45 protein-coding genes are annotated in these 25,680 nt (G+C 50.6%); 39 read left to right on the top strand and 6 right to left on the bottom strand.

Annotation, left to right across the window (positions count from 1 at the left end; genetic code table 11):
* The 34 genes from AC2FC2_RS26105 to AC2FC2_RS25940 all read left to right on the top strand — a co-directional run.
* Window positions 1–73: EF-Tu C-terminal domain-related protein (locus AC2FC2_RS26105; RefSeq protein ID WP_131818057.1), on the top strand; the 73-nt coding region annotated here is incomplete at its 5' end.
* A gap of 133 nt (window positions 74–206) precedes the next feature.
* The gene (bfd, locus tag AC2FC2_RS26100) at window positions 207–401 is read left to right on the top strand and encodes a bacterioferritin-associated ferredoxin (RefSeq protein WP_013814795.1); all 195 of its coding nucleotides are present in this window, start codon (window positions 207–209) and stop codon (window positions 399–401) included.
* A 78-nt stretch (window positions 402–479) separates the two neighbouring features.
* Window positions 480–944 carry a bacterioferritin gene (gene bfr, locus AC2FC2_RS26095; RefSeq protein WP_209640509.1) on the top strand — a complete coding sequence of 155 codons (465 nt, stop codon included), beginning with the start codon at window positions 480–482 and terminating at the stop codon, window positions 942–944.
* 406 nt (window positions 945–1,350) lie between these two features.
* Window positions 1,351–1,662 carry a 30S ribosomal protein S10 gene (gene rpsJ, locus AC2FC2_RS26090; RefSeq protein WP_001181005.1) on the top strand — a complete coding sequence of 104 codons (312 nt, stop codon included), beginning with the start codon at window positions 1,351–1,353 and terminating at the stop codon, window positions 1,660–1,662.
* 32 nt (window positions 1,663–1,694) lie between these two features.
* Window positions 1,695–2,324, top strand: coding sequence for a 50S ribosomal protein L3 (gene rplC, locus AC2FC2_RS26085; RefSeq protein WP_037425873.1), 630 nt, complete (start codon window positions 1,695–1,697; stop codon window positions 2,322–2,324).
* Window positions 2,325–2,334: 10 nt separating this feature from the next.
* The gene (gene rplD, locus AC2FC2_RS26080; protein WP_004929779.1) at window positions 2,335–2,940 is read left to right on the top strand and encodes a 50S ribosomal protein L4; all 606 of its coding nucleotides are present in this window, start codon (window positions 2,335–2,337) and stop codon (window positions 2,938–2,940) included.
* Complete coding sequence (gene rplW / locus AC2FC2_RS26075) at window positions 2,937–3,239, top strand: 50S ribosomal protein L23 (RefSeq protein WP_004951179.1); 303 nt, start codon at window positions 2,937–2,939, stop codon at window positions 3,237–3,239. The genes rplD and rplW overlap by 4 nt, the downstream gene beginning before the upstream one ends.
* An 18-nt stretch (window positions 3,240–3,257) precedes the next feature.
* Window positions 3,258–4,082 (top strand): 50S ribosomal protein L2, encoded by an 825-nt coding sequence (gene rplB / locus AC2FC2_RS26070; protein WP_037425869.1) that lies wholly within the window; start codon window positions 3,258–3,260, stop codon window positions 4,080–4,082.
* A 14-nt stretch (window positions 4,083–4,096) separates the two neighbouring features.
* Window positions 4,097–4,375: a 30S ribosomal protein S19 gene (rpsS, locus tag AC2FC2_RS26065; RefSeq protein WP_004929772.1), complete on the top strand. Its 279-nt coding sequence runs from the start codon at window positions 4,097–4,099 to the stop codon at window positions 4,373–4,375.
* Window positions 4,376–4,389: 14 nt separating this feature from the next.
* Window positions 4,390–4,722 carry a 50S ribosomal protein L22 gene (gene rplV, locus AC2FC2_RS26060; protein ID WP_004391423.1) on the top strand — a complete coding sequence of 111 codons (333 nt, stop codon included), beginning with the start codon at window positions 4,390–4,392 and terminating at the stop codon, window positions 4,720–4,722.
* A 17-nt stretch (window positions 4,723–4,739) separates the two neighbouring features.
* Window positions 4,740–5,438, top strand: a complete 699-nt coding sequence (gene rpsC, locus AC2FC2_RS26055) for a 30S ribosomal protein S3 (RefSeq protein WP_004951172.1) — start codon at window positions 4,740–4,742, stop codon at window positions 5,436–5,438.
* A 12-nt stretch (window positions 5,439–5,450) separates the two neighbouring features.
* Window positions 5,451–5,861: a 50S ribosomal protein L16 gene (gene rplP, locus AC2FC2_RS26050; RefSeq protein ID WP_004951171.1), complete on the top strand. Its 411-nt coding sequence runs from the start codon at window positions 5,451–5,453 to the stop codon at window positions 5,859–5,861.
* Window positions 5,861–6,052, top strand: coding sequence for a 50S ribosomal protein L29 (gene rpmC / locus AC2FC2_RS26045; protein ID WP_004951169.1), 192 nt, complete (start codon window positions 5,861–5,863; stop codon window positions 6,050–6,052). Before rplP ends, rpmC begins: the two co-directional genes overlap by 1 nt.
* Window positions 6,053–6,307: a 30S ribosomal protein S17 gene (gene rpsQ / locus AC2FC2_RS26040; protein ID WP_037425866.1), complete on the top strand. Its 255-nt coding sequence runs from the start codon at window positions 6,053–6,055 to the stop codon at window positions 6,305–6,307. It abuts the gene before it with no gap.
* Window positions 6,308–6,478: 171 nt separating this feature from the next.
* A complete protein-coding gene (gene rplN / locus AC2FC2_RS26035; protein ID WP_020837240.1) occupies window positions 6,479–6,850 on the top strand; it encodes a 50S ribosomal protein L14 in 372 nt (123 codons plus the stop codon).
* Between the two features lie 10 nt (window positions 6,851–6,860).
* Window positions 6,861–7,175 (top strand): 50S ribosomal protein L24, encoded by a 315-nt coding sequence (rplX, locus tag AC2FC2_RS26030; protein ID WP_020837239.1) that lies wholly within the window; start codon window positions 6,861–6,863, stop codon window positions 7,173–7,175.
* A 14-nt stretch (window positions 7,176–7,189) separates the two neighbouring features.
* The gene (rplE, locus tag AC2FC2_RS26025; RefSeq protein WP_004951155.1) at window positions 7,190–7,729 is read left to right on the top strand and encodes a 50S ribosomal protein L5; all 540 of its coding nucleotides are present in this window, start codon (window positions 7,190–7,192) and stop codon (window positions 7,727–7,729) included.
* Window positions 7,730–7,742: 13 nt separating this feature from the next.
* Window positions 7,743–8,048 carry a 30S ribosomal protein S14 gene (rpsN, locus tag AC2FC2_RS26020; protein WP_012147218.1) on the top strand — a complete coding sequence of 102 codons (306 nt, stop codon included), beginning with the start codon at window positions 7,743–7,745 and terminating at the stop codon, window positions 8,046–8,048.
* 30 nt (window positions 8,049–8,078) lie between these two features.
* Window positions 8,079–8,471 carry a 30S ribosomal protein S8 gene (rpsH, locus tag AC2FC2_RS26015; RefSeq protein WP_037425859.1) on the top strand — a complete coding sequence of 131 codons (393 nt, stop codon included), beginning with the start codon at window positions 8,079–8,081 and terminating at the stop codon, window positions 8,469–8,471.
* Window positions 8,472–8,485: 14 nt separating this feature from the next.
* Window positions 8,486–9,019, top strand: a complete 534-nt coding sequence (rplF, locus tag AC2FC2_RS26010; protein ID WP_209640506.1) for a 50S ribosomal protein L6 — start codon at window positions 8,486–8,488, stop codon at window positions 9,017–9,019.
* A 9-nt stretch (window positions 9,020–9,028) separates the two neighbouring features.
* Complete coding sequence (rplR, locus tag AC2FC2_RS26005; protein ID WP_037425856.1) at window positions 9,029–9,382, top strand: 50S ribosomal protein L18; 354 nt, start codon at window positions 9,029–9,031, stop codon at window positions 9,380–9,382.
* A gap of 14 nt (window positions 9,383–9,396) precedes the next feature.
* Window positions 9,397–9,900, top strand: a complete 504-nt coding sequence (gene rpsE / locus AC2FC2_RS26000) for a 30S ribosomal protein S5 (protein WP_004951140.1) — start codon at window positions 9,397–9,399, stop codon at window positions 9,898–9,900.
* A gap of 2 nt (window positions 9,901–9,902) precedes the next feature.
* Complete coding sequence (gene rpmD, locus AC2FC2_RS25995; RefSeq protein ID WP_002213339.1) at window positions 9,903–10,082, top strand: 50S ribosomal protein L30; 180 nt, start codon at window positions 9,903–9,905, stop codon at window positions 10,080–10,082.
* 3 nt (window positions 10,083–10,085) lie between these two features.
* Window positions 10,086–10,520, top strand: coding sequence for a 50S ribosomal protein L15 (gene rplO, locus AC2FC2_RS25990; protein WP_012147214.1), 435 nt, complete (start codon window positions 10,086–10,088; stop codon window positions 10,518–10,520).
* Window positions 10,521–10,527: 7 nt separating this feature from the next.
* Window positions 10,528–11,859, top strand: a complete 1,332-nt coding sequence (secY, locus tag AC2FC2_RS25985; protein WP_004929740.1) for a preprotein translocase subunit SecY — start codon at window positions 10,528–10,530, stop codon at window positions 11,857–11,859.
* A gap of 34 nt (window positions 11,860–11,893) precedes the next feature.
* Window positions 11,894–12,010 (top strand): 50S ribosomal protein L36, encoded by a 117-nt coding sequence (rpmJ, locus tag AC2FC2_RS25980; RefSeq protein WP_002227352.1) that lies wholly within the window; start codon window positions 11,894–11,896, stop codon window positions 12,008–12,010.
* A 146-nt stretch (window positions 12,011–12,156) separates the two neighbouring features.
* Complete coding sequence (gene rpsM / locus AC2FC2_RS25975; protein ID WP_020837231.1) at window positions 12,157–12,513, top strand: 30S ribosomal protein S13; 357 nt, start codon at window positions 12,157–12,159, stop codon at window positions 12,511–12,513.
* 16 nt (window positions 12,514–12,529) lie between these two features.
* Window positions 12,530–12,919, top strand: coding sequence for a 30S ribosomal protein S11 (rpsK, locus tag AC2FC2_RS25970; protein WP_004951128.1), 390 nt, complete (start codon window positions 12,530–12,532; stop codon window positions 12,917–12,919).
* Between the two features lie 30 nt (window positions 12,920–12,949).
* Window positions 12,950–13,570 carry a 30S ribosomal protein S4 gene (gene rpsD / locus AC2FC2_RS25965; protein ID WP_004951125.1) on the top strand — a complete coding sequence of 207 codons (621 nt, stop codon included), beginning with the start codon at window positions 12,950–12,952 and terminating at the stop codon, window positions 13,568–13,570.
* A 25-nt stretch (window positions 13,571–13,595) separates the two neighbouring features.
* The gene (locus tag AC2FC2_RS25960; protein WP_002919219.1) at window positions 13,596–14,585 is read left to right on the top strand and encodes a DNA-directed RNA polymerase subunit alpha; all 990 of its coding nucleotides are present in this window, start codon (window positions 13,596–13,598) and stop codon (window positions 14,583–14,585) included.
* 40 nt (window positions 14,586–14,625) lie between these two features.
* Complete coding sequence (gene rplQ, locus AC2FC2_RS25955) at window positions 14,626–15,015, top strand: 50S ribosomal protein L17 (protein ID WP_004929726.1); 390 nt, start codon at window positions 14,626–14,628, stop codon at window positions 15,013–15,015.
* A 147-nt stretch (window positions 15,016–15,162) separates the two neighbouring features.
* The gene (locus AC2FC2_RS25950) at window positions 15,163–15,543 is read left to right on the top strand and encodes a DnaJ family domain-containing protein (RefSeq protein ID WP_490309145.1); all 381 of its coding nucleotides are present in this window, start codon (window positions 15,163–15,165) and stop codon (window positions 15,541–15,543) included.
* Window positions 15,537–15,968 carry a Zn(2+)-responsive transcriptional regulator gene (gene zntR / locus AC2FC2_RS25945; protein ID WP_209640500.1) on the top strand — a complete coding sequence of 144 codons (432 nt, stop codon included), beginning with the start codon at window positions 15,537–15,539 and terminating at the stop codon, window positions 15,966–15,968. Before AC2FC2_RS25950 ends, zntR begins: the two co-directional genes overlap by 7 nt.
* Before the next feature lie 84 nt (window positions 15,969–16,052).
* Window positions 16,053–16,259 (top strand): alternative ribosome-rescue factor A, encoded by a 207-nt coding sequence (locus AC2FC2_RS25940; protein ID WP_490309146.1) that lies wholly within the window; start codon window positions 16,053–16,055, stop codon window positions 16,257–16,259.
* 57 nt (window positions 16,260–16,316) lie between these two features.
* Here AC2FC2_RS25940 and mscL read toward each other — a convergent pair whose 3' ends face one another.
* The 5 genes from mscL to def form a co-directional block, all read right to left on the bottom strand.
* Window positions 16,317–16,733, bottom strand: coding sequence for a large-conductance mechanosensitive channel protein MscL (mscL, locus tag AC2FC2_RS25935; protein ID WP_012147209.1), 417 nt, complete (start codon window positions 16,731–16,733; stop codon window positions 16,317–16,319).
* A gap of 140 nt (window positions 16,734–16,873) precedes the next feature.
* Window positions 16,874–18,250, bottom strand: coding sequence for a Trk system potassium transporter TrkA (gene trkA / locus AC2FC2_RS25930; protein WP_209640494.1), 1,377 nt, complete (start codon window positions 18,248–18,250; stop codon window positions 16,874–16,876).
* Between the two features lie 77 nt (window positions 18,251–18,327).
* Window positions 18,328–19,617 carry a 16S rRNA (cytosine(967)-C(5))-methyltransferase RsmB gene (gene rsmB, locus AC2FC2_RS25925; RefSeq protein ID WP_490660142.1) on the bottom strand — a complete coding sequence of 430 codons (1,290 nt, stop codon included), beginning with the start codon at window positions 19,615–19,617 and terminating at the stop codon, window positions 18,328–18,330.
* A 73-nt stretch (window positions 19,618–19,690) separates the two neighbouring features.
* The gene (gene fmt, locus AC2FC2_RS25920; RefSeq protein ID WP_490309148.1) at window positions 19,691–20,635 is read right to left on the bottom strand and encodes a methionyl-tRNA formyltransferase; all 945 of its coding nucleotides are present in this window, start codon (window positions 20,633–20,635) and stop codon (window positions 19,691–19,693) included.
* Between the two features lie 17 nt (window positions 20,636–20,652).
* Window positions 20,653–21,162 (bottom strand): peptide deformylase, encoded by a 510-nt coding sequence (def, locus tag AC2FC2_RS25915; RefSeq protein WP_012147205.1) that lies wholly within the window; start codon window positions 21,160–21,162, stop codon window positions 20,653–20,655.
* Between the two features lie 133 nt (window positions 21,163–21,295).
* Here def and dprA point away from each other — a divergent pair, with 133 nt between their 5' ends.
* The 5 genes from dprA to aroE are packed head-to-tail and all read left to right on the top strand — an operon-like array spanning window position 21,296 to window position 24,840.
* Entirely contained in the window at window positions 21,296–22,417 is a 1,122-nt protein-coding gene (gene dprA, locus AC2FC2_RS25910) for a DNA-protecting protein DprA (protein WP_490660141.1), read from the top strand.
* Window positions 22,389–22,862: a DUF494 family protein Smg gene (smg, locus tag AC2FC2_RS25905; RefSeq protein WP_037425824.1), complete on the top strand. Its 474-nt coding sequence runs from the start codon at window positions 22,389–22,391 to the stop codon at window positions 22,860–22,862. Before dprA ends, smg begins: the two co-directional genes overlap by 29 nt.
* 25 nt (window positions 22,863–22,887) lie before the next feature.
* On the top strand, window positions 22,888–23,433 hold the full coding sequence (locus AC2FC2_RS25900) for a DNA topoisomerase family protein (protein WP_265556001.1): 546 nt from the start codon (window positions 22,888–22,890) through the stop codon (window positions 23,431–23,433).
* A gap of 7 nt (window positions 23,434–23,440) precedes the next feature.
* Window positions 23,441–24,010, top strand: a complete 570-nt coding sequence (gene tsaC / locus AC2FC2_RS25895; RefSeq protein ID WP_209640479.1) for an L-threonylcarbamoyladenylate synthase type 1 TsaC — start codon at window positions 23,441–23,443, stop codon at window positions 24,008–24,010.
* Window positions 24,011–24,021: 11 nt separating this feature from the next.
* Window positions 24,022–24,840, top strand: coding sequence for a shikimate dehydrogenase (gene aroE / locus AC2FC2_RS25890; RefSeq protein ID WP_490660140.1), 819 nt, complete (start codon window positions 24,022–24,024; stop codon window positions 24,838–24,840).
* Window positions 24,841–24,877: 37 nt separating this feature from the next.
* Here the strand turns inward: aroE and AC2FC2_RS25885 are convergent, their stop codons facing one another.
* Complete coding sequence (locus AC2FC2_RS25885; protein WP_209640474.1) at window positions 24,878–25,420, bottom strand: gamma carbonic anhydrase family protein; 543 nt, start codon at window positions 25,418–25,420, stop codon at window positions 24,878–24,880.
* Window positions 25,421–25,680 lie beyond the last annotated feature (260 nt).

Here is a 25,680-nt window from a genome sequence, read left to right as displayed (position 1 = left end):
CGGTCTGCGTTTCGCAATCCGTGAAGGCGGCCGTACTGTAGGCGCTGGTGTTGTTGCTAAAGTTATCGCTTAATCGCGTATAATTTTTCGACACAAAAAAGAGGGCACTTCGGTGCCCTTTTTTTATGCAATCTGGTCAAATGTTAATTGAAATAAAAAGCATTCCTATTTAGACTTACGGCATTGGTTAAGAAGTGAGTCTCTCTATGTATGTATGCTTGTGTAATGCCGTGACTGACAAAGCGATTCGTAAGGCCGTGCGTCAGCACAACCCGCATACCATGAAACAATTGCGTGAACTTGTGCCAATTGGTACCGATTGCGGAAAGTGCATTCGTCAGGCAAGACAGATTATGGTGGAGGAAAGCGGAACCATTATTCCTATGCACGAAGTTGCCTAACTAACTAAAGGTAAGGTTATTTTTTGACTCTTGGCTTACAGCTTCTACACTTTTAGAACTGGCCAGGAGGAGTTACCTATGAAAGGCGATAAAAAGATCATTGCTCACCTCAACAAACTGCTCGGTAACGAGCTGGTTGCTATCAATCAATATTTCCTGCACGCCCGAATGTTCAAGAATTGGGGATTAACACGCCTCAATGATAAGGAATACCACGAGTCGATTGACGAAATGAAGCATGCCGATCGCTATATCGAACGCATTCTGTTTCTGGAAGGTATCCCGAATTTGCAGGATCTCGGCAAGCTGAACATTGGCGAAGACATTGAAGAGATGCTGCGTTCCGATCTGGCGCTGGAGCTGGCGGGTGCCAAGAACCTGCGCGAAGGCATCGCCTACGCCGATTCTATCCATGATTATGTCAGCCGCGATCTGATGATAGAGATCTTGGCCGATGAAGAAGAGCATATCGACTGGCTGGAGACCGAACTGGATTTGATTGCTCGTCTGGGGATCCAGAACTACGCGCAAGCTCAGCTTTAGGAATATAAATACCGTTTCCCCCACTCAACGACGATGCTCCCCGGCCGGCATGTGTTTTCTCCGGCAGGGCGGGGGAGCGCCGGCAACGCAGTATTGTAGTCCCCCGCATACATCGATCTCTGTTCCGCACTTCGTCACGTAAAATGCCCGCCTGTAAAAGATGCCGATATCCTGAGCATATTTCCATCTGTGTCTTGCTTCTCGCTCTGTTTTGCGTATAATGCGCGGGCTTACCTAATCTTGGTAAGCCTGATTTTAGCGAATCAGTCGATTGGCAGGTACGTTTTGCCCTTCGAACAATACTCCCGATATGGGGGTTATATGTTGACGATTACACTCCCCCATCAATCGAAATGGGTGTGAGGAGTAATTATTTACGTTTATAAATAATTGGAGCTCTGGTCTCATGCAGAACCAAAGAATCCGTATCCGCCTGAAAGCGTTTGATCATCGTCTTATCGATCAATCAACCGCGGAAATCGTCGAGACTGCAAAGCGCACTGGTGCGCAAGTCCGTGGTCCGATCCCGCTGCCAACTCGCAAAGAGCGCTTTACCGTTCTGATCTCTCCGCACGTTAACAAAGACGCGCGTGATCAGTACGAGATTCGCACTCACAAGCGTCTGGTTGACATCGTTGAGCCAACCGAGAAAACCGTTGATGCTCTGATGCGTCTGGATCTGGCTGCTGGTGTAGACGTGCAGATCAGCCTGGGTTAATCAGGTCATTGAGCGATTGAGAGGTTGAAACAATGATTGGTTTAGTCGGTAAGAAATTGGGTATGACTCGTATCTTCACTGAAGATGGCGTTTCTATCCCAGTAACCGTGATTGAAATTGAAGCGAACCGCGTGACTCAGGTTAAAGACCTGGCTAACGACGGGTACCGTGCCGTTCAGGTTACTACCGGTAGCAAAAAAGCTAACCGCGTAACCAAACCGGAAGCGGGCCATTTCGCTAAAGCTGGCGTCGAAGCTGGCCGTGGTCTGTGGGAATTCCGCCTTGCAGAAGGTGAAGAGTTCACTACAGGTCAGAACATCAGCGTAGAAATCTTCGCTGAAGTTAAAAAAGTCGATGTTACCGGTACTTCTAAAGGTAAAGGTTTTGCTGGCACTGTAAAGCGCTGGAACTTCCGTACCCAAGATGCTACCCACGGTAACTCCTTGTCTCACCGCGTTCCGGGTTCTATCGGTCAGAACCAGACTCCGGGCAAAGTGTTCAAAGGCAAGAAAATGGCTGGCCACCTGGGTGACGAGCGTGTAACCGTTCAAAGCCTGGACGTAGTACGTGTTGACGCTGAGCGCAACCTGCTGCTGGTTAAGGGTGCTGTACCGGGCGCAACCGGTGGCAACCTGATCGTTAAACCAGCTGTGAAGGCGTAAGGGGATAGCAATGGAATTAGTATTGAAAGACGCGCAAAGCGCGCTGACTGTTTCCGAAACTACCTTCGGTCGTGACTTCAACGAAGCGCTGGTACACCAGGTTGTTGTTGCTTATGCAGCAGGTGCCCGTCAAGGTACTCGTGCTCAGAAGACCCGTGCTGAAGTAACTGGTTCCGGTAAAAAACCGTGGCGCCAGAAAGGTACCGGCCGTGCGCGTTCAGGTTCTGTAAAGAGCCCGATCTGGCGTTCAGGTGGCGTGACCTTTGCTGCTAAGCCTCAGGACCACAGTCAGAAAGTTAACAAAAAGATGTACCGCGGCGCGCTGAAAAGCATCCTGTCCGAACTGGTACGTCAAGATCGTCTGATCGTTGTCGAGAAGTTCTCTGTAGAAGCGCCTAAAACTAAGCTGCTGGCACAGAAACTGAAAGATATGGCTCTGGAAGATGTGCTGATCGTGACCGGTGAACTGGATGAGAATCTGTTCCTGGCTGCTCGCAACCTGTACAAGGTTGACGTGCGCGATGTAGCAGGTATCGACCCGGTTAGCCTGATCGCCTTCGACAAAGTGGTTATGACTGCTGATGCTGTGAAGCAAGTTGAGGAGATGCTGGCATGATCCGTGAAGAACGTTTGCTGAAAGTGCTGCGTGCACCGCACGTATCTGAAAAAGCATCCGCTGCGATGGAAAAAAGCAACACCATCGTACTCAAAGTTGCCAAAGACGCGACCAAAGCAGAAATTAAAGCTGCAGTGCAGAAACTGTTTGAAGTCGAAGTCGAAGACGTTAACACCCTGGTAGTTAAAGGGAAAGTGAAGCGTCACGGTCAGCGTGTTGGTCGTCGTAGCGACTGGAAAAAAGCTTACGTCACCCTGAAAGAAGGCCAGAATCTGGACTTCATCGGCGGCGCAGAGTAAGTCGGAGGAGTAAGAACAATGGCAATTGTTAAATGTAAACCTACATCTCCGGGTCGTCGCCACGTTGTTAAAGTGGTTAACCCTGAGCTGCACAAGGGTAAACCTTATGCCCCGCTGCTTGAGAAACTGAGCAAAAGCGGTGGTCGTAACAACAATGGCCGTATCACCACCCGTCATATCGGTGGTGGCCACAAGCAACATTATCGTCTGGTTGACTTCAAACGCAACAAAGATGGTATCCCTGCTGTGGTTGAGCGTCTGGAGTACGATCCGAACCGTTCCGCGAACATCGCGCTGGTTCTGTACAAAGACGGCGAACGCCGTTACATCCTGGCGCCGAAAGGCCTGAAAGCTGGTGACCAGATCCAATCTGGTGTTGATGCTGCAATCAAAGCAGGTAACGCCCTGCCAATGCGCAACATCCCAGTGGGTTCAACGGTTCATAACGTAGAAATGAAACCAGGTAAAGGCGGCCAGATGGCTCGTTCTGCTGGTGCCTACGTTCAGATCGTTGCACGTGATGGTTCCTACGTAACTCTGCGTCTGCGCTCAGGCGAAATGCGTAAAGTTCCAGTTGATTGCCGCGCCACCCTGGGTGAAGTCGGTAACGCTGAACATATGCTTCGCGTTCTGGGTAAAGCAGGTGCTGCACGTTGGCGTGGTGTTCGTCCTACCGTTCGCGGTACGGCGATGAACCCGGTAGATCACCCGCACGGTGGTGGTGAGGGTAAAAACTTTGGTAAACACCCAGTAACACCATGGGGCGTTCAGACCAAAGGTAAGAAAACCCGCAGCAACAAGCGTACCGATAAGTTCATCGTACGTCGCCGTAGCAAAAAATAATTAGAGGATAAGCCATGCCACGTTCTCTCAAGAAAGGTCCTTTTATTGACCTGCACTTGCTGAAGAAGGTAGAGAAAGCGGTGGAAAGCGGTGACAAGAAGCCTTTGCGCACTTGGTCCCGTCGTTCAACGATCTTTCCTAACATGATCGGTTTGACCATCGCTGTCCATAATGGTCGTCAGCACGTACCAGTGTTCGTTTCCGATGAAATGGTCGGTCACAAACTGGGTGAATTCGCGCCGACTCGCACTTATCGCGGCCATGCGGCTGATAAAAAAGCTAAAAAGCGCTAAGGTAGGAGGAAGAGATGGAAACTATCGCTAAACATCGCCACGCTCGTTCTTCTGCACAGAAGGTCCGCCTTGTTGCAGACCTGATCCGCGGTAAGAAAGTGTCGCAAGCTCTGGAAACTCTGGCCTACACCAACAAGAAAGCTGCTGGTCTGGTTAAGAAAGTGCTGGAGTCTGCCATTGCTAACGCAGAACACAACGATGGCGCTGACATCGATGATCTGAAAGTCACGAAAATCTTCGTAGACGAAGGCCCAAGCATGAAGCGCATTATGCCGCGTGCAAAAGGTCGTGCAGATCGCATCCTGAAGCGCACCAGCCACATTACTGTGGTTGTGTCCGATCGCTGAGACTCTGGAGACTAGCAATGGGTCAGAAAGTACATCCTAATGGTATTCGCCTGGGTATTGTCAAACCTTGGAACTCTACTTGGTATGCGAATACCAAAGAATTCGCTGACAACCTGGACAGCGACTTTAAAGTTCGTCAATTCCTGATTAAGGAACTGGCGAAAGCTTCCGTTTCTCGCATCGTTATCGAGCGTCCTGCGAAGAGCATCCGTGTGACTATTCACACTGCTCGTCCAGGCATCGTTATCGGCAAGAAAGGTGAAGATGTCGAAAAACTGCGTAAGGTCGTAGCGGATATCGCTGGCGTTCCTGCGCAAATTAACATCGCCGAAGTCCGTAAACCGGAACTTGACGCTAAATTGGTTGCTGACAGCATCACTTCACAGCTGGAACGTCGCGTTATGTTCCGTCGTGCTATGAAGCGTGCTGTACAGAACGCAATGCGTCTTGGCGCTAAAGGTATCAAAGTTGAAGTAAGCGGCCGTCTTGGCGGTGCTGAAATCGCGCGTACCGAATGGTACCGTGAAGGTCGTGTTCCGTTGCATACACTGCGTGCGGATATCGATTACAACACATCTGAAGCGCACACCACTTATGGTGTAATCGGCGTTAAGGTATGGATCTTCAAAGGTGAGATCCTGGGTGGTATGGCTGCAGTTGAACAACCGGAACCGGCTGCTCAACCTAAAAAGCAGCAGCGTAAAGGCCGCAAGTAAGGAGAGTCGCTGATGTTACAACCAAAGCGTACAAAATTCCGTAAGATGCACAAAGGCCGCAACCGTGGTCTGGCGCAGGGTACGGATGTTAGCTTCGGCACTTTCGGTCTGAAAGCTGTTGGCCGTGGCCGTCTGACTGCTCGTCAAATCGAAGCAGCTCGTCGTGCAATGACTCGTGCAGTTAAGCGTCAAGGTAAAATTTGGATCCGTGTATTCCCGGACAAACCAATTACCGAGAAGCCGCTCGAAGTGCGTATGGGTAAAGGTAAGGGTAACGTGGAATATTGGGTTGCCCTGATCCAACCTGGGAAAGTCCTGTACGAAATGGACGGTGTACCAGAAGAGGTCGCCCGTGAGGCATTCAAGCTGGCTGCAGCTAAATTGCCGATCAAAACCACCTTTGTAACTAAGACGGTGATGTAATGAAAGCACAAGAGCTGCGTGAAAAAAGCGTTGAAGAGCTGAACACTGAGCTGCTCAACCTGCTGCGTGAGCAATTTAACTTGCGCATGCAGGCGGCAAGTGGCCAGCTGCAACAAACTCACCTGTTGAAACAAGTGCGTCGTAATGTCGCACGCGTTAAGACTTTACTGACTGAAAAGGCGGGTGTGTAAATGACTGATATTAACCGTACCCTGCAGGGTCGTGTTGTTAGTGACAAAATGGAGAAATCCATGGTTGTTGCTATCGAGCGCACGGTGAAGCACCCGATCTACGGGAAATTCATCAAGCGTACGACCAAGCTGCACGTACATGACGAGAACAACGAATGTGGTATCGGCGACGTGGTAGAAATCCGCGAATGCCGTCCATTGTCCAAGACTAAGTCCTGGACGTTGGTTCGCGTTGTAGAGAAAGCGATTCTGTAATAGAGTAGCTGGCTCTTACTTAATAAACGGCTCAGAAAATGAGCCGTTTATTTTTTCTACCCATACTCTGGAAGCGGTGTTATAATGCTGCGCCCTCGGTAATGGGGCTTTTCAACGGCCTAAAGTTTTCTTAGGTCTTAAAGTAGTAGTTGACATTAGCGGAGCACTAAAATGATCCAAGAACAGACTATGCTGAACGTCGCCGACAACTCCGGTGCACGTCGCGTAATGTGTATCAAGGTTCTAGGTGGCTCGCACCGTCGCTACGCAGGCATCGGCGACGTCATCAAAATTACCATCAAGGAAGCAATTCCTCGCGGTAAGGTGAAGAAAGGCGATGTGCTGAAGGCGGTAGTGGTGCGCACCAAGAAGGGTGTACGTCGCCCGGACGGTTCTGTCATTCGCTTCGATGGTAATGCATGCGTTATTTTGAACAATAACAGCGAGCAGCCTATCGGTACGCGTATTTTTGGGCCGGTAACTCGTGAACTGCGTAATGAGAAGTTCATGAAAATTATCTCTCTGGCACCAGAAGTACTCTAAGGAGCGAACCATGGCAGCGAAAATCCGTCGTGATGACGAAGTTATCGTTCTTACCGGGAAAGACAAAGGTAAGCGCGGTAAAGTAAAAAATGTCCTGTCTGCTGGCAAGGTCATTGTTGAAGGTATCAACCTGGTTAAGAAACATCAGAAGCCGGTTCCGGCCCTGAACCAACCAGGTGGCATTGTTGAAAAAGAAGCTGCAATTCAGGTTTCTAACATTGCTCTCTTCAACACGGCTACCGGTAAGGCTGACCGTGTAGGCTTTAGATTCGAAGACGGAAAAAAAGTCCGTTTCTTCAAGTCTAACAGCGAAACTATCAAGTAATTTGGAGTAATACGATGGCGAAACTGCATGATTACTACAAAGACGAGGTAGTCAAACAACTGATGTCTCAGTTTGATTACAACTCTGTCATGCAAGTCCCTCGGGTCGAGAAGATCACCCTGAATATGGGTGTTGGTGAAGCGATCGCTGACAAGAAACTGCTGGATAACGCAGCAGCTGATCTGGCAGCTATCTCCGGTCAAAAGCCGTTCATCACCAAAGCACGCAAATCTGTTGCAGGCTTCAAAATCCGCCAGGGCTATCCGATCGGCTGTAAAGTAACTCTGCGTGGCGAACGCATGTGGGAGTTCTTTGAGCGTCTGATTTCCATTGCTGTTCCACGTATCCGTGACTTCCGTGGCTTGTCCGCTAAGTCATTCGATGGCCGTGGTAACTACAGCATGGGTGTGCGTGAGCAAATCATCTTCCCAGAAATCGACTACGACAAAGTCGATCGCGTTCGTGGTTTGGATATTACCATTACCACTACTGCGAAATCTGATGATGAAGGCCGCGCGCTGTTGGCTGCTTTTAACTTCCCGTTCCGTAAGTAAGGCAGGGTTACTGATGGCTAAGCAATCAATGAAAGCACGCGAAGTCGTTCGCGTGAAACTGGCTGAAAAGTACCGCGCTAAACGCGAGGAACTGAAAGCTATCATTTCTGGTGTGAACTCATCCGACGAAGATCGTTGGGATGCTGTTCTCAAGCTGCAAACTCTGCCGCGTGATTCCAGCCCGTCTCGTCAGCGCAAGCGCTGCCGCCAAACTGGCCGTCCACATGGTTATGTGGGCAAATTCGGGTTGAGCCGTATCAAGTTACGTGAAGCCGCTATGCGCGGTGAAGTACCTGGCTTGAAAAAGGCTAGCTGGTAATTACCAATTGAATCACGGGAGTAAAGACAGATGAGCATGCAAGATCCGATCGCGGATATGCTGACCCGTATCCGTAACGGTCAAGCCGCGAACAAAGTTGCGGTCACCATGCCTTCCTCCAAGCTGAAAGTGGCAATTGCCAAACTGCTGAAGGATGAAGGTTTTATTGAAGATTTCAAAATCGAAGGCGACGCCAAGCCTGTTCTGGAACTGGTACTGAAGTACTTCCAGGGCAAGGCAGTGGTAGAAAGCATTCAGCGAATCAGCCGTCCAGGTCTGCGCATCTACAAGAAAAAAGATGAGCTGCCAAAAGTTATGGCCGGTTTGGGTATCGCTGTTGTTTCTACCTCTAAAGGTGTTATGACCGATCGTGCAGCTCGCCAAGCAGGTCTTGGTGGCGAGATTATCTGCTACGTAGCTTAATTCGGGAGGAAAGAATGTCTCGTGTTGCAAAAGCACCCGTCGTCATTCCTGCCGGCGTAGAGGTAAAACTCAACGGTCAGGTTATTTCGATTAAGGGTAAAAACGGCGAGCTGACTCGTACTGTCCATGACGCCGTTGAAGTGAAGCAAGAAGCTAACGCACTGACTTTCGCCCCGCGCGAAGGTTTTGCAAACGCCTGGGCCCAAGCGGGTACTACGCGCGCTCTGCTGAACGCAATGGTAATTGGTGTTACCGAAGGCTTCACCAAGAAGCTTCAACTGGTAGGTGTTGGTTATCGTGCTGCCATTAAAGGCAACGTGGTGAATTTAGCCTTAGGCTTCTCTCACCCGGTCGATCACCAGCTGCCAGCAGGTATTACTGCTGAATGCCCAAGCCAAACTGAAATCGTGCTGAAAGGCGCTGATAAACAAGTTATTGGCCAGGTTGCTGCAGATCTGCGTGCCTACCGCCGTCCTGAGCCTTACAAAGGCAAGGGTGTCCGTTACGCCGACGAAGTCGTGCGTACCAAAGAGGCTAAGAAGAAGTAAGGTAACACTATGGATAAGAAATCTGCTCGTATCCGTCGTGCGACCCGCGCACGCCGTAAGATCAAAGAACTGGGTGCAACCCGCCTGGTGGTACATCGTACCCCGCGTCACATTTACGCACAGGTAATTGCGCCAAATGGTTCTGAAGTACTGGTAGCCGCTTCTACTGTAGAAAAAGCTATCACAGAGCAATTGAAGTATTCCGGTAACAAAGACGCAGCAGCAGCAGTAGGTAAAGCACTGGCTGAACGTGCGTTGGAAAAAGGGATCTCTAAAGTTTCCTTTGACCGTTCCGGTTTCCAATATCATGGTCGAGTCCAGGCACTGGCAGATGCTGCCCGTGAAGCTGGCCTTCAGTTCTAAGGAAGAGGTTTAAGATGGCTCACATCGAAAAACAAGCTGGCGAACTGCAGGAAAAGCTGATCGCGGTAAACCGCGTATCTAAAACCGTAAAAGGTGGCCGTATTTTCAGCTTTACCGCACTGACAGTTGTTGGTGATGGTAACGGTCGCGTTGGTTTTGGCTACGGCAAAGCACGCGAAGTTCCGGCAGCGATCCAGAAAGCGATGGAAAAAGCCCGTCGCGCTATGATTAATGTTGCTTTGAATAGCGGTACTCTGCAGCACCCTGTAAAAGGTGCTCACACAGGTTCCCGCGTATTCATGCAACCAGCTTCCGAAGGTACCGGTATCATCGCCGGTGGTGCAATGCGCGCCGTCCTGGAAGTTGCAGGGGTTCATAACGTATTAGCTAAAGCTTATGGTTCTACTAACCCGATCAACGTGGTTCGTGCAACTATTGCTGCTTTGGAAGATATGAAATCCCCAGAAATGGTCGCTGCTAAGCGTGGTAAGTCCGTCGAAGAAATTCTAGGGAAATAACCATGGCAAAGACTATTAAAGTAACTCAAACAAAAAGCAGCATCGGCCGTTTGCCAAAGCATAAGGCAACCCTGATCGGTTTAGGTCTGCGTCGTATTGGTCATACTGTAGAGCGTGAGGATACTCCTGCTGTACGTGGTATGGTCAACTTGGTTTCCTACATGGTTAAGGTTGAGGAGTAACAGATGCGTTTAAATACTCTGTCTCCGGCTGAAGGTGCCAAGCATGCGCCTAAGCGTGTAGGTCGTGGTATTGGTTCTGGCCTGGGTAAAACCGCTGGTCGTGGTCACAAAGGTCAGAACTCACGTTCTGGCGGTGGCGTACGTCGTGGTTTTGAAGGTGGTCAGATGCCTTTATATCGTCGTTTGCCGAAATTCGGCTTCACCTCTCGCAAAGCTATGATCACGGCAGAAGTTCGTCTGTCTGAGCTGGCTCTTGTTGAAGGCGACGTAATCGACCTGAACACGCTGAAAGCCGCTAACGTTGTTGGTGTCCAGATCGAATTCGCGAAAGTTATGCTTTCAGGCGAAATCGCTCGTCCGGTTACCCTGCGTGGTCTGCGTGTCACCAAAGGCGCTCGTGCTGCTATCGAAGCTGCTGGCGGTAAAATTGAGGAATAAGTAGCAGATGGCTAAGCAACCAGGATTAGATTTTCAAAGTGCTAAAGGCGGGCTCGGCGAGCTGAAGCGCAGACTTTTGTTTGTAATCGGCGCGCTGATTGTCTTCCGTATCGGCTCTTTTATTCCGATTCCTGGTATCGATGCCACTGTGCTTGCCAAATTGCTCGAGCAGCAGAGAGGCACTATCATTGAAATGTTTAACATGTTCTCTGGTGGTGCCCTCAGCCGTGCTTCTATCTTTGCTCTGGGGATCATGCCGTATATTTCGGCGTCGATCATTATCCAGCTGTTAACGGTGGTTCATCCAGCGTTAGCTGAAATTAAGAAAGAAGGGGAGGCTGGCCGTCGTAAGATTAGCCAGTACACCCGTTACGGTACGCTGGTGTTGGCCATATTCCAGTCGATCGGTATTGCTACTGGTCTGCCGAATATGCCTGGTATGCAGGGTCTGGTGTTAAACCCAGGCTTTGCATTCTACTTTACTGCAGTCGTGAGCTTGGTTACCGGGACAATGTTCCTGATGTGGCTGGGCGAACAGATTACTGAACGCGGTATCGGTAACGGTATCTCGATCATTATCTTCGCAGGTATTGTAGCGGGACTCCCGCCGGCAGTGGCCCATACTATTGAGCAAGCCCGGCAAGGCGACCTGCACTTCCTCCTGTTGCTGTTGGTTGCAGTATTGGTGTTTGCAGTAACCTTCTTCGTTGTTTTCATCGAACGTGGTCAACGGCGTATCGTCGTTAACTATGCGAAGCGTCAACAAGGTCGTCGTGTTTATGCAGCACAGAGCACACACTTACCGTTGAAAGTGAATATGGCAGGGGTTATCCCAGCAATCTTCGCTTCCAGCATTATTCTGTTCCCTGCCACGATTGCATCATGGTTTGGGGGCGGTACCGGTTGGAACTGGCTGACAACGATTTCGCTGTATTTGCAGCCAGGGCAACCGCTTTATGTGTTACTCTATGCGTCTGCAATCATCTTCTTCTGTTTCTTTTACACGGCGTTGGTTTTCAACCCGCGTGAGACAGCAGATAACCTGAAGAAGTCCGGTGCCTTCGTACCAGGAATTCGTCCGGGAGAGCAAACGGCGAAGTACATCGATAAAGTAATGACGCGTTTAACCCTGGTGGGCGCGATGTACATTACTTTCATCTGCCTGATCCCGGAGTTCATGCGTGATGCAATGAAAGTACCATTCTACTTTGGTGGTACCTCGCTACTGATCGTGGTTGTCGTCATCATGGACTTTATGGCTCAAGTGCAAACTCTGATGATGTCAAGTCAGTACGAGTCTGCATTGAAGAAAGCAAACCTGAAAGGCTATAACCGCTAATTCAGGTGCGTTTGAGAAGTTACGGAGAGTAAAAATGAAAGTTCGTGCTTCCGTCAAGAAATTATGTCGTAACTGCAAAATCGTTAAGCGTAACGGTGTCGTTCGTGTGATTTGCAGCGCCGAGCCGAAGCATAAACAGCGTCAAGGCTGATTATCTCGCATATTTTTCTTGCAAAGTTGGGTTGAGCTGGCTAGATTAGCCAGCCAATCTTTTGTATGTAGCTGCAACATTATTTGAGTATCCTGAAAACGGGCTTTTCAGAATGGTGTTGCCGTATAAAATAGTAGGAGTGCATAGTGGCCCGTATAGCAGGCATTAACATTCCTGATCATAAACATACCGTAATCGCCTTAACGTCGATCTTCGGAATCGGTAAAACCCGCTCACAGTCTATCTGTGCTGCTACGGGTATTGCTGAACATGTTAAGATCAGTGAGCTGTCTGAAGAGCAAATTGAACAGCTGCGTGAAGCAGTCGCCAAATTCACTGTAGAAGGTGATTTGCGTCGTGAAGTTACCCTGAGCATCAAGCGTCTGATGGATCTTGGTACTTACCGTGGTTTGCGTCATCGTCGTGGTCTGCCAGTTCGCGGTCAGCGTACGAAGACCAACGCACGTACCCGTAAGGGTCCGCGTAAACCAATCAAGAAATAATCAGGGTGATTGAATAATGGCAAAGGCACCTGTTCGTACACGTAAGCGTGTAAGAAAACAAGTCTCTGACGGCGTGGCTCATGTCCATGCTTCTTTCAACAACACCATTGTAACTATTACCGATCGTCAGGGTAATGCATTGGGTTGGGCAACTGCCGGTGGTTCTGGTTTCCGTGGTTCTCGTAAGTCAACTCCGTTTGCAGCTCAGGTTGCAGCAGAGCGTTGTGCTGACGCAGTAAAAGAATACGGTATCAAGAACCTGGAAGTTATGGTTAAGGGACCGGGTCCGGGTCGCGAATCAACTATTCGTGCACTGAACGCCGCAGGTTTCCGCATCACTAATATTACTGATGTGACTCCTATCCCTCACAACGGTTGTCGTCCGCCGAAAAAGCGCCGCGTATAACGCTGCTTTTAGGTTTGTTGGAGAAAGAAAATGGCAAGATATTTGGGTCCTAAGCTCAAGCTTAGCCGCCGTGAGGGCACAGACTTGTTCCTTAAGTCTGGCGTTCGCGCGATCGATACCAAGTGTAAAATTGAGCAACCGCCTGGTCAACACGGTGCGCGTAAACCGCGTCTGTCTGACTACGGTGTACAGTTACGTGAAAAGCAAAAAGTTCGCCGTATGTACGGTGTTCTGGAACGTCAGTTCCGTAACTATTACAAAGAAGCAGCACGCCTGAAGGGCAACACCGGTGCAAACCTGTTGCAACTGCTGGAAGGTCGTCTGGACAACGTTGTTTACCGTATGGGCTTCGGCGCTACTCGTGCAGAGTCACGTCAGTTAGTTAGCCACAAAGCAATTATGGTAAATGGTCGCGTTGTTAACATCGCTTCTTATCAGGTATCTCCGAATGACGTAGTCAGCATCCGCGAGAAGGCTAAAAAGCAATCTCGTGTTAAAGCTTCTCTGGAGCTGGCTGAGCAGCGTGAAAAGCCGACCTGGCTTGAAGTTGATGCTGCTAAGATGGAAGGCGTGTTCAAGCGTATGCCTGAACGTACCGATCTGTCTGCGGACATTAACGAACACCTGATCGTCGAGCTTTACTCCAAGTAAGGCTTAGTACCAAAGAGAGGACACAATGCAGGGTTCTGTGACAGAGTTTCTAAAACCGCGCCTGGTAGATATCGAGCAAGTCAGTTCGACGCACGCCAAGGTGACCCTTGAGCCTTTAGAGCGTGGCTTTGGCCATACTCTTGGCAACGCACTGCGCCGTATTCTGCTTTCATCTATGCCGGGTTGCGCGGTGACCGAGGTTGAGATTGATGGTGTACTGCACGAGTACAGCACCAAAGAAGGCGTACAGGAAGATATCCTGGAGATCCTGCTCAACCTGAAAGGGCTGGCGGTGAGAGTTCAAGGGAAAGATGAAGTTATCCTTACCCTGAATAAATCTGGCATTGGCCCTGTGACCGCTGCCGACATTACCCATGATGGTGATGTCGAAATCGTCAAGCCTCAGCACGTGATCTGCCACCTGACCGATGAAAACGCTGCTATCAGCATGCGTATCAAAGTTCAACGTGGTCGTGGTTATGTGCCGGCTTCTGCCCGAATTCATTCGGAAGAAGATGAGCGCCCGATCGGTCGTCTGTTGGTTGACGCATGCTATAGCCCTGTAGAGCGTATTGCCTACAATGTTGAAGCAGCGCGTGTAGAACAGCGTACTGACCTGGACAAGCTGGTCATCGAAATGGAAACCAATGGCACGATCGATCCTGAAGAGGCGATCCGCCGTGCGGCAACCATCCTGGCTGAACAACTTGAAGCTTTTGTTGACTTGCGTGATGTACGTCAACCAGAAGTTAAAGAAGAGAAACCAGAATTCGATCCGATTCTGCTGCGCCCTGTTGACGATCTGGAATTGACTGTCCGCTCTGCTAACTGCCTTAAGGCAGAAGCTATCCACTACATCGGTGATCTGGTACAGCGTACCGAGGTTGAGTTGCTGAAAACGCCGAACCTGGGTAAAAAATCTCTTACTGAGATTAAAGACGTGCTGGCCTCCCGTGGTCTGTCTCTGGGCATGCGCCTAGAAAACTGGCCACCGGCAAGCATTGCTGACGAGTAACCGGATCACAGGTTAAGGTTTTACTGAGAAGGATAAGGTCATGCGCCATCGTAAGAGTGGTCGTCAACTGAACCGTAACAGCAGCCATCGCCAGGCTATGTTCCGTAACATGGCCGGCTCTTTGGTTCGTCATGAGATCATCAAGACGACCTTGCCAAAAGCGAAAGAGCTGCGTCGCGTTGTTGAGCCGCTGATTACTCTTGCCAAGACCGACAGCGTAGCTAATCGTCGTCTGGCATTCGCCCGTACTCGTGATAACGAGATCGTGGCAAAACTGTTTAACGAGCTGGGCCCGCGTTTCGCGAGCCGTGCCGGTGGTTACACTCGCATTCTGAAGTGTGGCTTCCGCGCAGGCGACAACGCGCCGATGGCATACATCGAGCTGGTTGATCGTGCTGAGTCTCAAGCAGAAGTAGCAACTGCAGAGTAATCTGTAGACGCGTAAAAAAACCGGGCTTGCCCGGTTTTTTTACGTCTATACCCGGCTAAACGTGCGTTCTTCCCCCGCCAGACTTAAGATCCTCGCCCCTATCCGCTATGCTGACGTTATTAATCAGATCAACTGAGGGATCCTGCTATGTGGTTACTCGATCAATGGGCGGAACGTCATATTCTCGATGCCCAGGCTAAAGGTGAATTGGATAATTTACCGGGCCAGGGGCTGCCGCTTGAGTTGGATGATGACAGTGCGGTTCCCGTTGAGCTGCGTACTGGGTTTCGCCTGCTTAAAAATGCGGGCTATTTGCCTGCAGAATTAGAGGATCGTAAAGAAGCGCTGAGCATAGCTCGTTTACTGCAAGAAATTAATAGCGAACATCCGGACTATGTTGAGTTAGGGAAACGGATGGCACTGTTAGAACACCGTTTACGACAGGCAGGGATGAGCACTGACTTTTTGCATGGTGAATACCAACGCGCATTGGGTGATAAGTTTTCTTCGGAGGAAGGGCAATGTTAAAGATTGGGCAACTTGCAAAGCTTGCAGACGTTACGCCGGACACGGTGCGGTACTACGAAAAACAAGGGATGATGGACCATAACGTTCGAACCGAGGGCGGTTACCGGTTGTACAACAATCAAGACCTGCAGCGGTTGCGCTTTATACGTTATGCCAAACAGCTCGGTTTTACGCTAGAAACCATTGCTGAACTGTTGTCGATCCGTGTTGATCCTGAGCATCATACCTGCCAGGAGTCTAAGTCAATCGTCGACGCGCGGCTCGGTGAAGTAGAAAATAAGCTTAAGGAACTAACTCGGATGCGTGAGTCGTTAAAGCGTCTTAGCGATGCTTGTTGCGGCAGTGCACATACCAGTAGTTATTGCTCGATCCTTGAAGCGCTGGAGCAGGGAGCCAGCGATGAAAAAGTAAAAAAAGGTGCTTAATACAATCGGCGGTACTTTAATTTTTATACGACCAGCAGTAATATTATCGCGTTATATAACCATACATAGAGAAGGTACATTACTATGACTCAATACCGTCATACGAAAGGCAAGATACAAGACAATGCCATTGAGGCGCTGTTGCATGACCCTTTATTCCGCCAAAGAGTAGAAAAAAATACTAAAGGGAAAGGGAGCTACCGGCGCAAAGACAAACATGCAAAAGGTGGCAGCTGGGAGGCCAGTGGTAATGTATCAGGCGATATTTTACCACTGGCCTTCTGGTTTTAAGACATTAAAAAAGCCATCTGAATAAGATGGCTTTTTATTTGTGCAGGATAAACAGGTTTACAGTTTTGGCTGTTGCTGCTGACTCAGTAAATCACGGATTTCAGTCAACAGTTTTTCTTCAGCAGTTGGCGCCGGCGGGGCCGCTGGTGCTTCTTCTTGTTTACGACGCACTTTGTTCATTAGCTTAATTGCCAGGAAAATAGCAAAGGCAACAATAACGAAGTCGAAAATGGTCTGAATGAATGAGCCGTAGTTCATTACTACTGCAGGTACTGCGCCTTGAGCTTCGCGTAATACCAGGTGGAATTGTTTGAAATCAACGCCGCCGATCAATAAGCCCAGTGGTGGCATGATAATATCTGCAACGAAAGACGATACGATCTTACCGAATGCTGCACCAATAATCACACCCACTGCCAAGTCAACCACGTTGCCACGCATGGCAAATTCGCGGAACTCTTTCATCATACTCATAGAACGCACCCCTTGAAGAATTTAATAACTCAAGTTTAACAAAGCAATTTCCCTTTGCCACAAAAGGAGAGAAAAGATTTGTCTCTTTCCACGGCAGAGAACAACCTCGTAATTATAGACCATCCATTGCTACATTTGTTCTACAAGAAGAATGGGCTTGGCTGGAACAGGCGCTCAACGTCAGGGACGAACTTCTTGTCGGTAATAAACATAATGACGTGATCGCCCTGTTCGATTTTACTGCTGCCATTAGCAATAATAACGTCATCACCACGCACAATGGCACCAATGGTGGTACCTGGCGGCAGTTTAATATCTTCTACAATGCGGCCAACCACTTTTGACGTACTTTCATCACCATGTGCTATGGCTTCAATCGCCTCCGCCACACCGCGACGTAATGATGAAACGCTGACGATATCCGCTTTACGCACGTGGCCTAACAATGCTGAGATGGTTGCTTGCTGTGGTGAAATCGCTATATCGATTACGCTGCCTTGAACCAGGTCAACATAGGCGCGGCGTTGAATAAGTACCATTACTTTTTTGGCACCCATTCGTTTGGCGAGCATGGCTGACATGATGTTAGCTTCATCGTCATTGGTTATGGCAATAAAGACGTCGACTTGGTCAACATGCTCTTCCGCCAGCAGCTCCTGGTCTGAGGCATCACCATAAAACACAATGGTATCGTGCAGTTGTTCGGCCAGTTCTGCAGCGCGTTGCTGATTTCGTTCGATCAGCTTCACGTTGTAGGATTTCTCCAACCGCTGCGCCAAACCGGCACCAACGTTGCCGCCGCCGACAATCATGATGCGTTTATACGGTTTTTCCAGCCGTTGCAGCTCACTCATTACCGCGCGGATATGCTGTGAGGCAGCCACAAAGAAGACTTCGTCACCGGCTTCGATAATGGTGGAACCCTGTGGACGGATAGGACGATCCTGGCGGAAGATTGCGGCGACACGGGTATCAATGTGCGGCATGTGTTCACGCATCGAAGACAGCGCATTACCGACCAGTGGGCCACCGTAATAGGCTTTTACCGCCGCGATGCTGACCTTGCCTTCAGCAAAATTAACCACCTGTAGTGCACCTGGGTATTCAATCAGCTTGTAGATGTAGTCGATAACCAGTTGTTCCGGTGAGATCAGGTGATCAATGGGTACGGCTTCGGGTTGGAACAGCTTCTCTGACTCGCGGATATATTCTGGCGCACGAATTCGGGCGATTCGGTTGGGGGTATTAAACAGCGAGTAGGCAATCTGGCAGGCAACCATATTGGTTTCGTCAGAATTAGTGACTGCAACCAACATATCGGCATCTTCAGCACCGGCCTCACGGAGTACGCGTGGATGAGAGCCATATCCCTGAACGACCCGCAGATCAAACTTATCCTGTAACTGACGCAGGCGGCCGGCATCAGTATCCACGACGGTAATATCGTTGTTTTCGCCCACCAGGTTTTCCGCCAGTGTTCCACCCACCTGACCTGCGCCAAGAATAATTATTTTCATTTGCTTCTCTGCTTCACACTGAAACCGCTGAAGATTATCTGAAAGGGCGCAACAGACGCGCCCTGAGTACGGAACAGCTACATTTTAATCAGCTTAGCGTAAAAGAAGCCATCCCCATCCTCAGGATGGGGAAGATTCTGTCGGCCAGGCTGTTGATCGTTACCGGTCTCAACCAGACGAGCATCTGTATGACGCTGAAGGAAGGCTGCAACTTGCTCAGCATTCTCTGCCGGTAGAATAGAACAGGTGGCATACACCATCACTCCACCGGTTTTGAGATGTGGCCAAATGGCTTCAATGATCTCGGCCTGCAAAGCGGCCAGGTCCGCGATGTCGCTGTCGCGGCGCAACCACTTGATATCGGGATGCCGGCGGATTACACCGGTGGCAGAACAAGGGGCATCCAAGAGAATGCGATCGAATTGTTTATCACCGCACCATTGCTGCGGGGTACGGCCATCACCCAGTTTTACGTCGGCGTGTAAACGCAGGCGTTGCAGGTTTTCTTTAACCCGGCTCAGACGCTGCTCATCGATATCGACCGCCATCACATGGGCTTTGGGAGCCGCTTCCAAGATATGGGTAGTTTTGCCACCGGGAGCCGCACAAAGATCGAGGATCTGCTCGCCATCCTGCGGATCGAGAAGATCGACACAGCCTTGTGCGGAAGCATCTTGCACCGTTACCCACCCATCGGCAAAACCTGGCAGGTCGGTGACGGCACATGGCGCCAGTAGACGTACCGCATCGCGATATTCAGTATGCGGGACGGCGGCAATGCCCGCTTGCTCCATCAACTGCAAGTAATCTTCACGGGAATGATGAAGACGATTGACGCGCAACCACATAGGTGGCTTCTGATTGTTGGCGTCAATAATCTGTTCCCACTGTGCGGGATAGGCCTGCTGGATACGCTTTAACAGCCAGCTCGGGTGCAAATAGCGGCTGTCATTGTTGGCGGCACGTTGCAGTAACTCTTCCTGTTGGCGCTGGAACTGGCGCAGAACGCCGTTGATCAGGCCTTTAAGTTGAGGCCGTTTCAATGCCACTGCGCCTTCTACTGTTTCCGCTAATACTGCGTGGGCGGGTATGCGCGTATACAGCAGCTGGTAGAGGCCCACCATCAGCAAATAGTGCAGCGTGCGCTGCTTGCCAGTCATGGGTTTTGCCATTAATTGCTGGATGCACCATTCCAGTTGCGGCAATACGCGCAGGGTGCCGAAACACAGCTCTTGCAGAAGTGCGCGGTCCTTGTCAGAAATGGTCTTTTGCAGTGACGGCAGGACAGTGCTGAGTGACTGACCCTGATCGAGCACCTGGCCGATGGCTTTGGCAGCGATGCTGCGGAGATTGTAATTGTTTTTCATAGGCTAAAGCTGATAACGATCGGCGTTAAGAAAGAAACAGCCCGGCGATTATCGACCGGGCAGTGGGGGCGATTTATAGCCGGTTGCCCGGTGTAAACCATTCACGGCGTGAGTTCAGCAGATCTTGTGCTGACATCGGTTTTTTTCCTGCCGGTTGCAATTGAGTCAGGTTAAGAACACCCTCAGCGGTCGCTACCTGGATACCCTGCTTGTCGGCATGGATAATGGTGCCAGGTTCTGCATCAGTGGTTTGTGCCAATACTGTTGCCTGCCAGACTTTCACGGGTTGATCTTCAAGGGTGAAATAGCTGACTGGCCATGGGTTAAAGGCACGGATGCAACGTTCAAGCTGTGCAGCCGATAGGTTCCAATCCAGGCGCGCTTCTTCTTTGCTCAGCTTCTCAGCATAGGTTACCAGCGATTCATCTTGTACTTCACGTTTCGCCGTACCCGCAGCCATTTGCTGTAGCGTGGCCAGCATGCCTTGTGGGCCAAGCTGCGCCAGTTTGTCGTACAGACTGGCACTGGTGTCATCCGCCTCAATTGGACAAGCGATTTTGTACATCATATCGCCAGTGTCCAAACCCACGTCCATCTGCATGATGGTCACGCCAGTTTCGTTATCACCAGCCCAGAGTGAACGCTGGATTGGTGCAGCACCGCGCCAGCGTGGCAGCAGCGAGCCGTGGACGTTGATGCAACCAAGCCGTGGCATATCCAACACCGCTTTAGGCAGGATCAAGCCATAAGCCACCACCACCATCACATCAGCGTTGAGATCAGCAACCAAGTGCTGGTTCTCTTCCGGGCGCAGTGATTTGGGTTGGAATACGGGCAAATGATGCTGCTCGGCCAGAACTTTGACCGGGCTAGGCGTCAGTTTATTACCGCGACCCGCAGGGCGGTCGGGCTGGGTGAAGACCCCGACGATCTGGTGCTCAGATGACAACAGCGCGTCAAGGTGACGCGCTGCGAAGTCTGGAGTTCCGGCGAAAATAATCCGTAAAGAGTCAGACACGTTGATTTCCTGATGGGTTAGGCGCGTGCGTTAAGCTTGGCCATTTTTTCCAGTTTCTGACGAATACGTTGGCGCTTGAGTGGCGACAGGTAATCGACGAACAGCTTGCCTACCAGGTGATCCATCTCGTGCTGGATACAAATGGCTAACAGATCGTCAGCTTCCAGCTCGAAAGGTTTTCCGTCACGGTCCAGTGCTCTGATTTTCACAGCAGCGGCGCGCGGCACTAAAGCACGTTGTTCAGGGATGGAGAGGCAACCTTCCTCAATCCCGGTTTCGCCGCTTTTTTCCAGCAGTTCCGGGTTGATCAGCACCAAGCGCTGATCGCGGTTCTCAGAAACGTCAATAACGATAATGCGCTGATGGATGTCCACCTGTGTCGCAGCCAGGCCAATGCCTTCCTCTGCGTACATGGTTTCAAACATATCATCCACGATGCGCTGGATATTCGCATTGACTTCTTTTACCGGGGCCGCGACTTTGCGCAGCCGGTCGTCTGGGTAATGTAATACCTGCAATACTGACATATATCTTGAGATCTGTATCCGAGTGATAAACGAGGTTTAGCTTCTATTCTAGACATTTCCCGGCCTGATTGACAGCATTGCGCACCAATTGCTCGAATTGGTAATACCACCATTTTTTGCGGGGGAACAGGCGATGCAGGCACAGGAAATCTGTTTACGGATGCGTGGAGTCGCTGGGCTGAGCGCAGCTAAGGCCAGCCAGATAATCCGGCAGATAGTGGCAGCCGGCGGCGAGCCTTATCGTTTGTTGCGAGAGGTGGGGCTAAACCAGCGGCAGCAGGCACAGTTCCGCCAGGCAAATGCGCGTCATCTGGCCGCTACGCTCGCTTGGTTAGAACACCCCGGTAATGTGCTTTGGTTATATGGAGAAGCGGAATACCCCGAGCGATTGCTCCCTCTAGAGGATGCGCCACTAGTGCTGATGGTGAAAGGTAACCCCGAAGCCGTTCGGCAGCCGCAAATTGCCATGGTTGGTAGTCGCCAGTTCAGCCATTATGGTGAGCACTGGGCCACTTACTTTGCCACTGGGTTGGTGCACTGTGGGTTTACCATTACCAGTGGACTGGCAATGGGCATTGATAGCATCTGCCATCGTGCTGCGCTGGCCGCAGAAGGTCAAACGGTCGCTGTACTCGGTAGCGGTTTAGCCAATGTCTACCCGCGCCAGCATCGCCGTTTGGCTGAACGCATCATTGAGAGTGGTGGGGCATTGGTTTCTGAGTATTTGGCCACAGACCTACCGATGCCGAGCCATTTTCCACAGCGCAACCGTATTATTAGTGGGCTGAGCCTGGGCGTGGTCGTGATTGAAGCCTCTTTACGCAGTGGAACGCTGATTACCGCCCGCTATGCTTTGGAACAGGGGCGGGAAATTTTCGCTCTCCCCGGCGCGTTGGGCAACCCAATGAGTGAAGGTACACATTGGCTGATTCAGCAGGGCGCTTATTTGGTTACAGGGCCGAAAGAAATTGCTGAACAGCTGGGAAGCGGTCTGCATTGGCTCTCCTTGAGCGAAAATACAACTATTTGTGCGTCAGAAGCCGAAGTTGAATTGCCATTTGCCGATGTGTTGGCTAACGTAGGAGATGAGGTGACACCTGTTGACGTCGTCGCTGAACGTGCCGGCCAACCTGTGCCAGAGGTAGTAATCAAGTTACTCGATCTGGAGTTAGCAGGGTGGATCGCAGCTGTACCCGGCGGCTATGTCCGAATAAGGAGGGCAGGCCATGTTCGACGTACTGATGTACTTGTTTGAAACTTATATCCACAATGAACCAGAGATGCGCGTCGATCAGGATCAACTGACCGATGATCTCGCTGAAGCGGGGTTTCATCGGGATGATATCTACAACGCGTTGAATTGGCTTGAAAAACTCGCTGACTTACAAGAAGGCGAAAATGCACCGTATTTTATGGATGCCGATCCGTTAGCAATGCGGATCTACACCGAAGAAGAAGGTGTGCGTTTGGATGCTAGTTGCCGTGGTTTCCTCCTGTTCCTGGAGCAGATTCAGGTATTGAACCTCGAAACCCGTGAAATGGTTATCGATCGTGTTATGGCTTTGGATAACACAGAATTCGATCTCGAAGATCTGAAATGGGTGGTGCTGATGGTACTGTTTAATATCCCCGGATATGAAAGTGCCTATCAGCAAATGGAAGAACTGTTGTTTGAAGTAAACGAAGGTTATCTGCACTGAGCCGATAACATGCATAGAAGAAGTTATGACAAAAGCAGCGATTTTTGCCGCCAGGCAAAATGAACCCTGTCCGGAATGCGGGGCCGAGCTGGTGATCCGCAGTGGTCGCCACGGCCCCTTCCTCGGCTGTTCCCGTTATCCTGAATGCCAACATATTCGGCCGCTGAAAGCGCAGGTCGAGGGCCATATCGTCAAGATGCTCGATGGGCAGGCGTGTCCGAAATGCCAAGCGGTGCTGGCATTGCGTCAGGGGCGTTACGGTATGTTTATTGCCTGCAGTAATTATCCTGAGTGCGATCATACTGAAGTCATCGATAAACCGGACGAAACCAGTATCAGCTGCCCGCAGTGTGAGCAGGGTAAATTGCTTCAGCGCAAATCGCGCTATGGCAAGGTTTTCCACTCCTGCGATCGCTACCCGGAATGCCAGTTCGTTCTCAATTTTAAACCTGTCGCCGGTGAGTGCAGCTACTGCCATTATCCGTTGTTGATGGAGAAGCGCACGGTAAAAGGTCCAATCCTTTACTGCGCCAGTAAACTTTGCGGAAAACCCGTAGTAACCACAGAATAACGACATCATGAGCTCAGAATTCACTTCTAATTTCACGCCAATAATTGACGCGTTGCAGAACCAACAGGTTATTGCCTACCCGACCGAGGCGGTGTTTGGCCTGGGCTGCGATCCTGACAGCGAGCAGGCGGTCAACGCGTTATTGGCTCTGAAACAACGTCCTTGGGAAAAAGGCCTGATCCTGATTGCGGCCGATTACGCGCAGTTAGCACCTTATATAGATGACGCTGCACTGAGTGACCAGCAGCGAGCGACGATGTTCGCCAGTTGGCCGGGCCCCGTGACTTGGGTTATCCCTGCGCGGGCGGATACTCCGCGTTTGCTGACTGGCCGCTTCAATTCATTGGCTGTGCGTGTGAGTGATCACCCGTTAGTACAGCAACTGTGTCGGCAGTTTGGCAAACCGCTGGTATCGACCAGCGCCAATCTTAGTGGGCAAGAACCTTGTCGCAGTACTGATGAGGTACAACAGCAATTCGGTGCTGCTTTCCCTGTGTTGGTGGGTAGCGTCGGTGGCCGCCTTAACCCTTCCGAAATCAGAGATGTCCTGACGGGCAAGCAAATCCGTCAAGGCTAGAGGTAATGTGCATGGAGAAGTTCGCGGTATTTGGTAATCCTATCAGTCACAGCAAATCGCCGCGTATTCATGCGTTATTTGCCGCCCAAACCGGTATAGAACATCCCTATGGTACGGTGTTAGCGCCGCTGGATGATTTCGAAGCGACTTTGCAGATGTTCATTCGGGCGGGCGGTCGGGGCGCGAATGTTACCGTGCCTTTTAAAGAAAAGGCCTACGAGGTCGCGACGGAGCTCAGTGAGCGAGCTTCGCTGGCCGGTGCGGTAAACACGCTGAAGGTATTGCCGGAAGGAGGTCTACTGGGTGACAACACGGATGGAATTGGGCTACTGACGGATCTTGAACGTCAAGGGCTGATCCGATCAAAGGATCGCGTTCTGCTGGTGGGGGCCGGCGGCGCGGCTCGCGGAGTGATCTTGCCGTTGCTGTCGTTTGGTTGTGACGTGGTGATCACTAACCGGACTTTTGGTCGCGCGCAGACGCTGGCACAAGTATTCCAGCATCTCGGTGAAATATCCGCATTGCCTCTGGATCAATTGGATCAACAGCAATTTGATTTAGTCATTAATGCTACAGCGTCAGGTATTAGTGGTGAGATCCCGACGTTACCCGTTGGCATGATCAATGCCCGCACCCGTTGCTATGACATGTTTTATCAGCAGGGGCTAACACCGTTTCTGGCCTGGGCGCAGCAACAAGGCGCAACAGACTATGCCGACGGTTTAGGCATGCTGGTGGGGCAGGCTGCACATGCGTTTCTGTTATGGCATGGTGTGATGCCGGAGATCGAGCCGGTGCTGCGCCAGTTGCGTCACGAACTGGCGGCGTAACGCTAAGCCCGTTATCCTATTAGGAAACGGGCGTTTGTCAGATATCTTCTGACAAATATTCGTCTTTCCAACGTACGTAGTTAGTAGAAGAGTAAAGCAATCCTTCCCGTTCGGCAGCGGTCAATGGACGAACCTGGCGCGCGGGGCTCCCCATATAGAGATAACCGCTCACCAGACGTTTACCTGGCGCGACCAGGCTGCCGGCACCAATCATCACGTCATCTTCTATTACTGCACCATCGAGCAGGATCGATCCCATTCCTACCAGTACGCGATTGCCAATCGCGCAGCCGTGTAACATTGCTTTATGCCCTACCGTCACGTCTTCCCCAATCAGCAGTGGGTAACCTTCAGGGTTATGTTCGGATTTATGGGTCACGTGGAGCACGCTGCCGTCTTGAATATTACTGCGTGCGCCGATAATGACTGCGTTCACGTCACCACGAATGGCAACCAAAGGCCAAATACTGACGTCATCCGCCAGTGAGACATTGCCGATCACGACGCTGGAAGGATCGATCATCACGCGTTGACCCAGTTTAGGAGAGTAATGAAGATAAGAACGTACTGCATCGGACATGATATAGCCTCACGTGGGATCATATTTATCGGCAATACTAGACGCTGGCGGTGGAATTACAACCAACTGAAACGATAGATCCTGTGGAAAACAGCCCTGATCGCGCAAGATCCACGCGAAAGGGTTTAAAAGTGTGCAAACAGAAAGAAAAGATCAAAAAAGGGGTTGTGCAAAAAACTCGGGTCCCTATAATGCGCCTCCATCGACACGGAACATGTGAACAACTTCACAGAGTCTCCGGGGTTCGAAGAGAAAAAATC

The organism is Serratia sp. CoH_122_TC_1, from assembly GCF_058191755.1.
Note: the sequence above shows the minus strand (reverse complement) of the source record. Positions and strands in the feature narration are given on the sequence as shown.